The organism is Streptococcus oralis, assembly GCF_003942585.1.
GTDB lineage: Bacteria > Bacillota > Bacilli > Lactobacillales > Streptococcaceae > Streptococcus > Streptococcus oralis_BE.
In genome coordinates this window covers 51,194-64,500 of record NZ_RJNK01000002.1, presented here as the reverse complement: position 1 = coordinate 64,500, position 13,307 = coordinate 51,194, and the positions used below count along the sequence as shown (strand labels likewise).

Genomic DNA, 13,307 nt, shown 5'->3' with positions numbered 1-13,307 from the left:
TCCTATATGGTGTAAAATAATCGTAGAAAATCAGATAGGAGGAAAAAAATGAAAGTAGCATCTCAGCTTCATAAAATAAAATTAAAGCATAGTATTCCGTTATATATATTACTTTTTCCTTCAATATTGCTATTAATTTTATTTTCCTATATTCCCATGTTGGGACTAATTATTGCATTTAAAGACTATTCACCAGCCAATGGTATTTTTGCTAGTCAGTGGGTAGGATTTAAGTACTTTACTCAATTTTTCTCATCATTCCAATTCGGGACAACTATGTTCAATACATTGAAAATTTCACTTTATAGTATTGTAGTAGGATTTCCCTTACCTATTATACTAGCTATAATTAGCAATCAGTTAAGAGTTGGGAAATTTAGAAAAATATTTCAAGTGACAACTTACTTACCTCATTTTATCTCTACAATGGTTATGTGTGGGATGATTATCTTATTTTTATCTCCTACTAGTGGCTTGTTAGCGAATGTATTTAAGTCTGTTGGAATCACTATTCCAGATTTTTTATCAAAACCTAGTAATTTTGCAGGTGTTTATGTTTGGAGCGATGTATGGCAACATATTGGTTGGGATAGTATTATTTATCTAGCAGCTCTTTCTGCAATTGATCCTACATATTATGAGGCTGCAACTATGGATGGTGCCTCTAGATTACAAAAAATTCGGCATATAGAATTACCATTACTTCTGCCGACTGCTATGATTCTATTAATATTAAGAGCGGGTAGTTTGTTGAGTGTAGGATTTGAGAAAGTGTTACTATTACAGAATCCTCTTAATTTAGCAGGAAGTGAGATAATTTCGACCTATGTTTATAAAGTTGGTATGGTGAACTTCCAGTATAGTTATTCGACCGCTATAGGGTTATTTAATACGGTAGTCAATCTAATAATTTTGCTATCTGTCAACTGGTTCTCAAAACGATATACTAGAACGGGTCTTTTTTAAAGGAAGGAGTGCTTAAGGTGAGATGGTTTCATAAATCAAGAAAAACAAACTCTGAATTATTATTTGACATAGTTACTTATGGTTTGGCAATTTTCCTTATCCTGTTAATTGTTTATCCGTTATGGTTTGTAGTGATTGCATCTTTTAGTAATCCTTCAGATGTTGCAAATGGGAAGGTATGGTTTATTCCAAGAGAATGGAAATTAGATGGATATTTACGTCTTATTCAACAACCTTTATTTTTACGTAGCTATCTAAATACAATTTTATATACTGTTGTTGGTACCTTAGTTGCTTTAGTAGTCAATATTCCAGCTGGTTATGCTTTATCTAGAAAAGAATTAGTTGGTAGAAGGTGGATGAGTATTCTCTACATCATTCCTATGTTCGTATCAGGTGGCTTGATTCCTACCTACTTAACAGTAAAGAATGTAGGCCTAATTGATACATTTTGGGTAATGGTAATACCTTTTGCGGTTTCATCATACAATATTATTGTTGCTAGAACTTTCTTTAATAATAGCATTCCAGACGGGATGTGGGAGGCTGCGCAAATTGATGGCTGTGGTACAATTCGTTATTTTATTAAGATAGTTGTTCCTTTATCAAAAGCTATTATAGCAGTTATTGGACTTTGGACTGCAGTTGGTATTTGGAATTCGTGGTTTAATGCTTTAATTTATTTAACGAATGAAAATTTACAACCGTTGCAATTAATTTTACGACGTTTACTAATTAGTAATCAAATGTTACAATCGCAAGCAACAGGAGAAGTGGCATCAGATCTTCGTATCAAAGCCGATATGATGAAATATGCAGCAATTGTTATTTCAACCGCTCCGATTATGTTGCTATATCCCTTTGTTCAAAAATATTTTAATCAAGGCGTAATGATTGGCGCCTTGAAAGAATAGGAGAAAAACATGAAAAATAAATCATTTACATATTTGTTCTTAGGAACAGTTACACTTGCTGGCTTAACAGCATGTGCAAATTCCAATAATGCGAATAAGGACGATAAGTCTGGAGAAGATTCTTATAAAATCACAACTGTTCGTTGGTCTGACTGGGGAGAAGATTATCACAAAGGTTTTCTAACAGATTCTGCCAAGGAAGCGGGCATCGATGTTAAATGGGATACACTTGTAGCGGCGGATTGGGCAGATAAGAAATCTGTGTTGGTTGCTAGCGGAGATTTACCAGATGCATTTTTAGGTTCAAATGCTTTTACAGATTCAGAAATTGCTCAAAATCAATCTCTATTTATCCCATTGGAAGATTTAATCAAGGAAAACATGCCAAATTTAACTAAGGCTATGAAAAAAGAGCCTAAGATTAAAGCTATGATTACTTCACCAGATGGTCATATCTACAGCCTACCTAAAAAATTACCGATGCGCCCTACTGTAGCTAATCAGCTATTTATTAATAAAAAGTGGTTAGATAATCTAGGATTAAAAGTTCCAGAAACTTATGATGATTTAGTAAAAGTACTACAAGAATTTAAGGATAAAGATGCGAACGGAAATGGAGACGCTTCTGATGAAATTCCATTCGGAGCAGGAAACTTTGATCCAACATTCTCATATATTCTTCCGTTCAATAATCGTTTAGGTGCAGATAATACATATGAGATGTCTGTAAAAGATGGAAAACCAGTTTACCTTCGTACAGAAGAAAGTTATAAACAAGGGATTGCAGCAATGCACGAATCTTATAAAAAAGGTTTGATTGATCCGGAAATCTTTACAGAAGATACCTCTATGAGTGTTGCGAAACGTATGGATAAGGGAGTATCTAGAGTAGGTGTTTCTAGTGGTTGGACAGCAGATGCAACGTTTGGATTACATTCAAGTGAGTATATTGCTCTACCTGCTTTAAAAGGTATGGATGGTAAACAATATGTCTTTTCTGATCCAGATCATTATAACTATGGTCGAAATGAAATTTTGATTACAAATAAGAGCAAAAATCCTGCTAAATTATTGAAATGGTTGGACAAATTATATACAGATGAAGCAAGTATTCAGAATTTCTATGGATCATTTGGAATAGCCACTGAAAAGAATGGTGATAAGTTTAAAGTGTTACCTCCTAAAGATGGTAAATCAGCTGATGAATGGGCATGGATTAATTCACTTCGAGATTTTGGTCCTAAATACGTAAGCGATGATATCAATAGTCGTGTAGAAATTGATCAAACACAAGGTGATGGATTGAAATTGAAGATGGACCAAGATTTGAAACAATTTGCGTTGCCGGCTTACCCTAATGTAATTTATTCGCAAGAAGAACTTAACAAATTATCATCAATCTATGTGAGTATTGAATCTTATGTCAAACAACAAGCATCTAAATGGGTAGTTGAAGGTGGCATAGAAAAAGAATGGGATTCATATAAAGAAACTCTTAAGAATATGGGATTGGACGAATTTATGAAGATTCAACAGGAAGCATATGATCGTTACCAAAAAGAAGTAAAAGAGTAATATTTGATATGAACTCTTGGTTGTATAAACAAGGGACTAGCTAATTACAGGAAGCGAGATTGATAACATAAACTTATCTCGCTTCCTTTATTCTAATTTTTAAAGAAATTTGGAAATATTTTTTTAATAATTTAGGTAATATTTTTGTACAACTGACATTCTAAAATATAGAGTTAAGACAATCGATTTTATGGAGATATCTATTATGCAAAAATTATTTTCATTAGATGGAAAAGTAGTTAGAATTTTAACTTTTCTGACAGATTTAATTATTTTAAATACTCTATTTATTGTTAGTTGTATTCCAATAGTTACAATTGGGGCATCACTAACTTCTCTTACGACAATGTGGTATCGTATTTTAAAAGGTAAAGATACCGATATTGCTTATCATTATTTTCGGATCTTTAGACGAAATTTTAAACAATCAACTTTTATTTGGTTGTTTATCCTCCTAATAGAATTACTTTTATATGTGAACTATTGTCTTTGGGGCTATTCAAGTTTATTTTCAGAGTATAGTTTATTATTAGTGTTACCCTTTTTATTTGTTATAATACTTTTGATGAGTGTTATTTTTCCCTATATTGGTCTATTTAAAGATAATCTAAAAAATAGTATTGTAAATAGCGTATTAATTTGTATTTTAAATCCAATACAAGCTATCATGTTGGTTTTATTTAATATTTCTGTACTATATATGAGTTTCAGTAGTCCAGAACGGGTTTTAACAGCTATTTACGTATTTACATTTGGGGGATTTGCTTTTTGCGGATTGATGAATGTAATGATAACGAATAAAATGTTTGATAAAGTAAAGCAATTTACTAAAAGGAGAGAAACAAAGTGAAAATTTTTAAGGGAGAGTTTTATCGAATTTCTGTATTAACAGACAAGCTAGTAAGGTTAGAATACTCTAAAACTGGCAGTTTTGAGGATAGAACTACACAACTCGTCTATAATAGAGATTTTGGTCAAGTTTCGTTAGATTATATCGAGACCTCAAACGTACTAGATATTATGACGGACTATTTTCATTTGCATTTTAATAAAGGAGAATTTAACGCCGAAAATTTATTTATAGAATTAAAAGGAAATTTTGCTGTATATGGTAGTCGCTGGTATTTTGGTGAATCTATTGAAACGTTAAAAGGAACAGCTCGAACTCTGGATGAGGCAGATGGAGCAATCCCATTAGAAGATGGAATTATTAGTCGAAGTGGTATTGCCTTATTGGATGATTCTCAAGGATTTATTTGGGATGAACAGTCTGGTTATATTGAGAGAGAAAATCAAATTGACCTGTATTTCTTTGCCTATGGGCATGATTATAGAGGAGCAATCAGAGACTTTTACCATTTGACTGGCTCAACCCCTTTGTTGCCAAGATATGCTTTAGGTAATTGGTGGAGTAGGTATTGGCCTTATACGTCGGATGAATACTTGAATTTAATAGACAGATTTAAAACAGAGGCAATTCCGTTATCTATCGGTGTTTTAGATATGGATTGGCATATAACTGACATTCCAGCCCGTTTTGGAAGTGGCTGGACAGGATATAGTTGGAATAAAAACTTAATACCTAATCCAGAACAGTTATTGCAAGAACTTCATGATAGGAAGTTAAAACTTTCCTTAAATGTCCATCCTGCTGATGGTATACGGGCTTATGAAGAAGCTTACCCTCGAGTCGCCAAACGATTGGGGTTAAATGTAGAACTAGAAGAACCTGCCATTTTTGATTTTTTTAATCCCTCTTTTAGGGAAGCCTACTTTAAAGATGTTCATTATAAGCTAGAAAAGCAGGGAGTAGATTTTTGGTGGATTGACTGGCAACAAGGGACACAAGGTATGTTGGATCCACTATGGCTTTTAAACCATTATCACTATCAGGATAGTTGTAAAAATTCGGAAGGTGGCTTGATTTTATCAAGGTATGCAGGTCCTGGTAGCCACCGCTACCCTGTTGGTTTTTCAGGGGACACCATTATTAGTTGGAATTCGTTAAGATTTCAACCTTATTTTACAGCGACAGCATCTAATATCGGTTATAGTTGGTGGAGTCATGATATAGGTGGACATATGTTAGGGGATTATGACGAAGAGCTACAAACTAGATGGCTACAGTTTGGTGTTTTTAGTCCGATTACTCGATTACATAGTTCTAGAAGTCCCTTTAATAGTAAAGAACCTTGGTTTTTTTCAGAAACAACATCTAAGATTATGAAGAAATACCTTCGTTTGAGACATCAGATGATTCCATATCTATACACTATGAATGTAAAGACACATGAGGAAGGTGCCCCATTAATCAGTCCAATCTATTATTTCTACCCAGAGAATGATGAGAGCTATAATGTTCCAAATCAATACTTTTTTGGAACAGAATTGATGGTGGCTCCCATTGTAGAAAAGATGGATTTGACATTCCAATCTGCAAAAGTGGATGTATGGTTCCCTGAAGGTGAATGGTATGACTTCTTTTCAGAGAAAAAATATACAGGTGGTGTGAAGTTGGGTGTTTATAGAGACATTTCGACTATACCTGTGTTTGCAAAAAGTGGTGCAATCATTCCCTTGGTTGGTTCTGAGATAGATATGGGTGTTGATTTACCTGAAGTTGTAGATTGGTATGTATTCCCAGGCAAACAACATTCTTTTGAAATGATTGAAGATCAAAATGGTCAAAGATATAAAACAAGATTATCAATCGATTGGGAAATAGGAATGGTAGAGTTAGCATTACAAGGAGATTCTAGTATCGTTCCAAGCAATAGAAGGCATAGAATTCATTTTAAAGGAACGACTGTGTCTATAATTGAATTGCCAAATAAGAATGATACAGCTAGATTTGAATGGAAAGATAATAAAAGGACATCTCTAAATGATGAAGTTTTTAGACTACTAAAGACGGCTTCTCTTCCATATGAATTAAAAGATAGGTTGTTAAATCAATTCATCAATGCTAAAAATTCTCATGAGTTAATGAATATCTTGCATCATCAGGATAAGGAATTGAGAGGGCGTTTGTTGGAAATGATATTTACTAGCGAAAACTAATTGAGATAATTAGAAAGTCATTTGTTTAGTGTATATGAAGATTCTGTATGGTATTCGTTATCACTGGTCATATTGAAAATATGAAATAATACTCTTCGAAAATCTCTTCAAACCACGTCAGTTTCACCTTGCCGTAGGTATCATAGGTATAGGTAACTGACTTTGTCAGTCTTATCCACAACCTCAAAACCGTGTTTTTAGCAGCCTGTGGCTAGCTTCCTAGTTTGCTCTTTGATAAGTAGCTACAACATAGACTTTACAACACTTCATGTTTCATATCATGGGGTGTTTTTCTATTTAAGTCAAAGCATATCAAAAAATCTCACTATTCATCAGGCTAAAGGAAACCTAATCATAGTGAGATTGTGAATTATAGTAATTTTTGTATCGCCTCTTCAATTTGTTTTGGGTCTGTTTTTGAAGAAAAACGTTCAAAGACTTGCCCATCTCGACCGATGAGAAACTTAGCGAAATTCCATTCGATTCGTTTTCCTAGGGGGCCAGATTTTTGGTCTTTTAACCACACATAGAGAGGGTCTGTTTCCTTACCGTTGACCTTGATTTTGGCAAAACGTGGGAAGGTGGTCTGGTAATGTAGGATACAGAAGGCGTTGATTTCCTCTGCGCTACCTGGTGCTTGTCCCATAAACTGATTGCAAGGGAAGTCTAAAATCTCAAAATCTTGTTCTTGATAACGGTCATAGAGTTCTTGAAGTCCTTGGTACTGGGGAGTCAAACCACATCCAGTAGCAGTGTTGACAATCAAGAGAACTTTCCCACGATAGGCATCTAGGGAAGTTGTTTGCTTGTCTTGGTTCAAGACTGAAAAATCGTATAGTGAAGTCATTGATTGCTCTTCTCCTTCTGTTTGGTATTTTTAGGAGTTTTCTCCTCCTGCAGTGATAGAAATCCGTAGGTTAGGGTTCCAAAAATGCTACCGATAATCAGGCCATACATCAGGAAAGGAACACTTTTATCGAATTGCATGAGGAGCTTCACAAAATCTGGAAGGGACATCTGCTGAACGAAGACTTTATAAAAGATGAGTAAGGTAAAGAAGCCAATCTGGATACCGATAAACACACTCCAACTACGAACTTTGATCTGGCTTTTGCTGTAGCTTTTGTGATGGATTTCGGACTGGTCATCCTTGTCTAAATGTAAGTCGCGAACTGCTAGTCTCGCCCTAGATGCGAGGACGAAGATAAGTCCAAAATAGAGGTAAGGCATGGCATCTCGAACCAACTCTATGAAGCGTCCAAATAGGAGATAGAACAAGAAGAGTAGGAGGGAGGAGTAAACGATTTGGATCAAGGCACGGGCACAAGCCTTGTAAATCATCTCTTGACGGCATTCATCAAAAGGCCCTTGTATGTGAAAGAATAGTTTGAGTAAGCGAGTGGTGAAATCTTCTTTTTTCATGGGAGTGTTCTCCTAAATGAGCGATTTTTGATTGACTTCTTTAAAGAGTTGATAGAGAGTATAGAAGTAAACCAAACTAAAAATGATACAGATTATTAGAAATACCAGATATCTCCAATCCATAGGATTTGTTAAAAGTTGTGGAAAGGATACGAGGATAAAACAGAGAGATGCGTTTAGAAGACGTATTTTTTTTGATTGGATTTTCTGGAATCTCTGTCCCTTGTTCAATACAGGAAGGAATAAAAGAAAGATAATCAAGAAAGGATGCTCAATATGTCCAGAAAGTAGGAAAAAGGTAATAAAGATACTGATAAAAACATGACTGATCAGCAGTCTCGCTAGTGATTTCATAAGCCACCTCCTAGTCGTCTTCTTGGTCTTTCTTTGCTTTTCGAATGCGAAGAGAGACAACAATTTGCATCATCAGTCCAAAAAAGAACGCTCCCAGTATAGTTTTTAAAATATGTTTTGAATTCAGAAGAGAACTGATGAAATTTGGATTTTCACTTGTTAGAGTATCAATGAGTGGCATTATAAAAAATATCGCTATGCCATAGATCAGACCGGCTTTCAGACCAGGGTAATGTAGTTGCTTACTTTCTTTCTCAGTCAGCATATCTAGATCAATAGCTGTGATGCCTGTTTTTTTGGTTTGGGAGACCACATAGAGAGCAGAAATCATCGAAATGCCGAATATCACAATAGGATAGCCAATAGCGACAATTTGCGGGTATTTATAAGCGAGGACAAAGGGAATAAGATTGCCTAAAGTCATGAGGTAAAAGAGAATCACAAAGATTTTATTTCCGATGCGGTCAGCTTCGCGTCGTTTGTGTTCGTCAAGGGGACCAGAAATACCGTATATGCGTTTAATGAGTTTTTCAGTGAGAGTTTCTTTTTTCATGAGTTGACTCCTAATCATCTTGGTCTTTCTTTGCTTTTCGAATGCGACGGGAGATGAGGAACTGTATGCTCGATCCGAAGAAGATAGAACCTAGAATGCTTGCTAAACCATTTCTTATAGTGAGAAGAGACTGAAAGTAGTCCTGACTCTCACCTAGCAGTATATGGAGAAGAGGAGTTATAAAAAACATCCATAGGCCAAAGAACAAACCTGCTTTCAGACCAGGGTAGTGTAGTTGCTTACTTTCTTTCTCACTCAGCATATCTGGTTCAATAGTTGTAATCCCTGTTTTTTGCATTTGGTAGGTGAGATATCCAGCAACGATGAGGGCAATCACTAAAATCAGAGGAGGATAGACTAGAGCCACTAGTTGAGGATACTTATAGGCCAGAACGAGTGGAATAAGATTGCCAAAAATCATCAGATAAAAGAGGAAGATAAAGACTTGATTGCCGATACGATCAGCCTCGCGTCGTTTGTATTCGTCAAGTGGGTCAGAAATACCGTAAGTGCGTTTGATGAGTTTTTCCGTGAAGGTTTCTTTTTTCATAAGTTGGCTCCTTTTTTAAAAATCGTCTTCCCAAAAGAGACTGTTGAGGTCAGTTTGGAGGCTACGAGCGAGATTGAGACAGAGTTCCAGGGTTGGATTGTACTTGTCATTTTCAATCATGTTGATGGTCTGTCTCGAGACACCGATATCTTTGGCGAGCTCGAGCTGGGAAATGCCCAGTTCCTTGCGGAATTCTTTGACACGATTCATAGGTTCTCCTTTCTGATTTGTGTCGCATATATTTGACTATATTATATTCTTTCGAGAGCAGTGTGTCAATTATATATGACATTTTTTGGAGAATTTTTTTCGAAGTAGCTTAGCCTTGTCTGACAAGTGCAAGCTGGTCAGATTTGTGGTAAAATAGATAGGATATGACAAAAGAATTTCATCATGTAACGGTCTTGCTTCATGAAACGATTGATATGCTTGACGTAAAACCTGACGGTATCTACGTTGATGCGACCTTGGGCGGAGCAGGCCATAGCGAATATTTATTAAGTAAATTGAGCGAAAAAGGACATCTCTATGCCTTTGATCAGGACCAGAATGCCATTGACAATGCGCAAAAACGTTTGGCACCCTATATCGAAAAAGGGATGGTAACCTTTATCAAGGATAACTTCCGTCATTTGCAGGTACGTTTGCAGGAGGCTGGTGTCCAAGAAATTGATGGGATTTGTTATGACTTGGGAGTGTCCAGTCCTCAGCTAGATCAGCGTGAACGTGGTTTTTCGTATAAAAAAGATGCGCCACTGGATATGCGCATGAATCAGGATGCCAGCTTGACAGCCTATGAGGTGGTCAATCATTATGACTATCATGACTTGGTTCGGATCTTTTTCAAGTATGGTGAGGATAAGTTTTCTAAACAGATAGCCCGCAAGATTGAGCAAGCGCGTGAGGTGAAACCAATCGAGACAACGACTGAGTTGGCAGAAATTATCAAGTCTGCCAAACCTGCTAAGGAGCTCAAGAAAAAGGGGCACCCTGCCAAGCAGATTTTTCAGGCTATCCGAATCGAAGTCAATGATGAGCTGGGAGCAGCAGATGAATCCATCCAGCAGGCCATGGACATGCTGGCTCTGGATGGTAGAATCTCAGTCATTACTTTCCATTCGCTGGAAGACCGCTTGACCAAGCAGTTGTTTAAGGAAGCTTCAACAGTGGAGGTTCCGAAAGGCTTGCCCTTCATTCCAGACGATCTTAAGCCTAAGATGGAATTGTTATCCCGTAAGCCAATCTTGCCAAGTGCTGAAGAGTTAGAAGCCAATAACCGTTCGCATTCAGCCAAGTTGCGCGTGGCCAGAAAAATTCACAAGTAAGAGGAAAAACATGGCAGAAAGAATCGAAAAAACAAGCCAGTTATTGCAAACGAAGTTTAAAGGTTTTTCACGTGTGGAAAAGGCCTTCTATGTTTCGATTGCTGCAACAATGATTATCCTGGCAATTAGCGTTGTGTTTATGCAGACCAAGCTATTACAAGTTCAGAATGAATTGACCAAGGTCAATGCTCAAATCGAAGAAAAGAAAACAGAGCTCGACGATGCTAAGCAAGAGGTCAATGAATTGATTCGTTCAGAACGTTTGAAAGAAATTGCAAATTCCAAGGATTTGCAGCTGAATAACGAAAATATCCGAGCAGCGGAGTAAGAAATGAAACAGTGGAAAGAAAAAATCATCCGTTATGCCGTTCGTAATCGCAAATCTCCAGAAGAAAACCGCCGAAGAGTAGGAAAAAGCCTGAGTTTATTGGCTGTCATACTCTTCGCTGTCTTTTTGGTCAACTTTGCGGTCATTATCGGAACGGGTAAAAAATTTGGTAAGGACTTGGTCAAAGAGGCTAAAAAGGTTCACCAAACAACTAAGACCATCCCTGCAAAACGGGGAACCATCTACGATCGTAATGGAACGCCTATTGCAGAAGATGCGACTTCTTACAATATTTATGCCGTTATTGACAAGACCTACAAGTCAGCAACAGGCAAAATTCTCTATGTAGAAGACTCACAATATAGTACAGTAGCAGAGATTTTTCATAAGTACCTAGAGATGGATGAGTCCTATGTCAAAGAACAGCTTTCTCAGCCAGATCTAAAACAGGTATCCTTTGGTACCAAGGGAAATGGGATCACCTATGCCAATATGATGGCCATTAAAAATGACCTAAAAAATGCTGGCGTTGAGGGAGTTGACTTTACAACAAGCCCTAACCGCAGTTATCCCAATGGACAGTTTGCTTCTTCCTTTATCGGACTCGCACAACTCCATGAAAATGAGGATGGCACCAAACGCTTGATTGGGACATCTGGTTTGGAGAGTTCTTTAAATAGCATTCTGGCGGGTACAGATGGGATCATCACCTATGAGAAGGATCGTCTGGGAAATATTGTTCCGGGTACAGATCAAGCTTCTCAACAAACGGTAGATGGAAAAGATGTGTACACGACCCTTTCTAGTCCCTTACAATCCTTTATGGAAACCCAGATGGATGCCTTCCAGGAAAAGGTAAAGGGCAAGTATATGACGGCTACCTTGGTCAGCGCTAAGACTGGGGAAATCCTGGCTACGACCCAACGTCCGACCTTCAATGCAGATACCAAGGATGGCATCACAAAAGACTTTGTCTGGCGTGATATCCTCTATCAAAGCAACTATGAGCCAGGATCCACTATGAAGGTGATGATGTTGGCCTCAGCTATTGATAACAACACCTTCCCCGGCGGCGAATACTTTAACAGTAGTGAATTGAAAATAGCTGATGCGACCATTCGTGACTGGGACGTCAATGAAGGATTGACTAGTGGTGGCACTATGACCTTCTCTCAAGGTTTTGCCCACTCAAGTAATATTGGGATGACCTTGCTCGAGCAAAAGATGGGAGATGCAACTTGGCTCGACTATCTTAACCGCTTTAAGTTTGGGGTGCCAACCCGTTTTGGTCTGGCAGATGAGTACACAGGTCAATTACCTGCTGATAACATTGTCAATATCGCCATGAGTTCATTTGGACAAGGGATCTCTGTTACTCAGACCCAGATGCTTCGTGCTTTTACAGCTATTGCCAATGATGGGGTTATGTTGGAGCCGAAATTTATCAGTGCCCTCTATGATCCAAATGACCAGTCTGTCCGCAAGTCTCAAAAGGAAATCGTCGGAAATCCTGTATCAAAAGCGGCAGCGTCCTCTACTCGAGATCACATGGTCATGGTCGGAACAGATCCTGTCTACGGTACCATGTACAACCACAGTACAGGAAAAGCAACTGTCAATGTTCCAGGTCAGAATGTTGCCCTGAAATCAGGGACAGCGCAAATTGCAGATGAGAAAAATGGTGGCTATCTTACCGGTTCAACCAACTATATCTTCTCTGTTGTGTCGATGCATCCTGCAGAAAATCCTGATTTTATCCTCTATGTGACGGTGCAGCAGCCAGAGCATTATTCAGGTATTCAGCTTGGGGAGTTTGCCAACCCAATCCTTGAGCGAGCTTCTGCCATGAAAGAATCCCTCAATCTTCAGTCAACTGCCAAGAACTTGGATCAGGTCAGCAAGACAACAAGCTATGCCATGCCAGCTACCAAGGACTTTACGCCGGGTGACCTAGCAGAGGAATTGCGTCGCAACCTTGTCCAACCAATCGTTATTGGAACAGGAACCAAGATCAAGGAACTCTCGGTTTCTGAAGGAGATAATTTGGAAGCCAATCAGCAGATCTTGATCCTGTCAGATAAGGTCGAAGAAATGCCTGATATGTATGGCTGGACAGATGAAAATGTGCAAACATTGGCCAAATGGCTGAATATAGAAGTCGAGTGGGAAGGTAGTGGCAAAACGGTCAAGAAACAAAGTGTCCGTGCCAATACTGCCCTCAAAGATATCAAAAAATTGAAAGTAACTTTAGGAGATTAAG

Annotated in this window: 14 protein-coding genes; 8 read left to right on the top strand and 6 right to left on the bottom strand. The window is 37.7% G+C overall.

What is annotated here, in order from left to right:
- Window positions 1-48 precede the first annotated feature (48 nt).
- The 5 genes from D8862_RS03845 (at window position 49) to D8862_RS03825 (ending at window position 6,515) form a co-directional block, all read left to right on the top strand.
- Window positions 49-966, top strand: coding sequence for an ABC transporter permease (locus D8862_RS03845; protein WP_049531682.1), 918 nt, complete (start codon window positions 49-51; stop codon window positions 964-966).
- 17 nt (window positions 967-983) lie between these two features.
- Window positions 984-1,880, top strand: a complete 897-nt coding sequence (locus tag D8862_RS03840; protein WP_125448761.1) for a carbohydrate ABC transporter permease — start codon at window positions 984-986, stop codon at window positions 1,878-1,880.
- Window positions 1,881-1,889: 9 nt separating this feature from the next.
- Window positions 1,890-3,455 (top strand): type 2 periplasmic-binding domain-containing protein, encoded by a 1,566-nt coding sequence (locus tag D8862_RS03835; RefSeq protein WP_125448760.1) that lies wholly within the window; start codon window positions 1,890-1,892, stop codon window positions 3,453-3,455.
- A gap of 205 nt (window positions 3,456-3,660) precedes the next feature.
- Entirely contained in the window at window positions 3,661-4,305 is a 645-nt protein-coding gene (locus tag D8862_RS03830; protein ID WP_125448759.1) for a DUF624 domain-containing protein, read from the top strand.
- Entirely contained in the window at window positions 4,302-6,515 is a 2,214-nt protein-coding gene (locus tag D8862_RS03825; RefSeq protein ID WP_125448758.1) for a glycoside hydrolase family 31 protein, read from the top strand. The genes D8862_RS03830 and D8862_RS03825 overlap by 4 nt, the downstream gene beginning before the upstream one ends.
- 370 nt (window positions 6,516-6,885) lie before the next feature.
- Here the strand turns inward: D8862_RS03825 and D8862_RS03820 are convergent, their stop codons facing one another.
- Genes D8862_RS03820 through D8862_RS03795 form a run of 6 tightly spaced genes read right to left on the bottom strand, consistent with a single transcriptional unit; the run spans window position 6,886 to window position 9,604 of the window.
- On the bottom strand, window positions 6,886-7,362 hold the full coding sequence (locus tag D8862_RS03820; protein ID WP_125448757.1) for a glutathione peroxidase: 477 nt from the start codon (window positions 7,360-7,362) through the stop codon (window positions 6,886-6,888).
- On the bottom strand, window positions 7,359-7,937 hold the full coding sequence (locus tag D8862_RS03815; protein WP_125448756.1) for a DUF3278 domain-containing protein: 579 nt from the start codon (window positions 7,935-7,937) through the stop codon (window positions 7,359-7,361). The genes D8862_RS03820 and D8862_RS03815 overlap by 4 nt, the downstream gene beginning before the upstream one ends.
- A 12-nt stretch (window positions 7,938-7,949) precedes the next feature.
- Complete coding sequence (locus tag D8862_RS03810) at window positions 7,950-8,291, bottom strand: hypothetical protein (protein ID WP_084976023.1); 342 nt, start codon at window positions 8,289-8,291, stop codon at window positions 7,950-7,952.
- A 10-nt stretch (window positions 8,292-8,301) separates the two neighbouring features.
- Entirely contained in the window at window positions 8,302-8,844 is a 543-nt protein-coding gene (locus D8862_RS03805) for a DUF3278 domain-containing protein (protein ID WP_125448755.1), read from the bottom strand.
- Window positions 8,845-8,854: 10 nt separating this feature from the next.
- A complete protein-coding gene (locus D8862_RS03800; protein ID WP_125448754.1) occupies window positions 8,855-9,394 on the bottom strand; it encodes a DUF3278 domain-containing protein in 540 nt (179 codons plus the stop codon).
- Window positions 9,395-9,409: 15 nt separating this feature from the next.
- Entirely contained in the window at window positions 9,410-9,604 is a 195-nt protein-coding gene (locus tag D8862_RS03795; protein ID WP_001082470.1) for a helix-turn-helix transcriptional regulator, read from the bottom strand.
- 164 nt (window positions 9,605-9,768) lie between these two features.
- Here D8862_RS03795 and rsmH point away from each other — a divergent pair, with 164 nt between their 5' ends.
- The 3 genes from rsmH to pbp2x are packed head-to-tail and all read left to right on the top strand — an operon-like array spanning window position 9,769 to window position 13,306.
- Complete coding sequence (gene rsmH / locus D8862_RS03790) at window positions 9,769-10,719, top strand: 16S rRNA (cytosine(1402)-N(4))-methyltransferase RsmH (RefSeq protein WP_125448753.1); 951 nt, start codon at window positions 9,769-9,771, stop codon at window positions 10,717-10,719.
- A 10-nt stretch (window positions 10,720-10,729) separates the two neighbouring features.
- Window positions 10,730-11,047, top strand: coding sequence for a cell division protein FtsL (gene ftsL / locus D8862_RS03785; protein ID WP_000840795.1), 318 nt, complete (start codon window positions 10,730-10,732; stop codon window positions 11,045-11,047).
- A 3-nt stretch (window positions 11,048-11,050) separates the two neighbouring features.
- Complete coding sequence (gene pbp2x / locus D8862_RS03780; RefSeq protein ID WP_125448752.1) at window positions 11,051-13,306, top strand: penicillin-binding protein PBP2X; 2,256 nt, start codon at window positions 11,051-11,053, stop codon at window positions 13,304-13,306.
- The last annotated feature ends 1 nt before the right edge of the window (window position 13,307 follow it).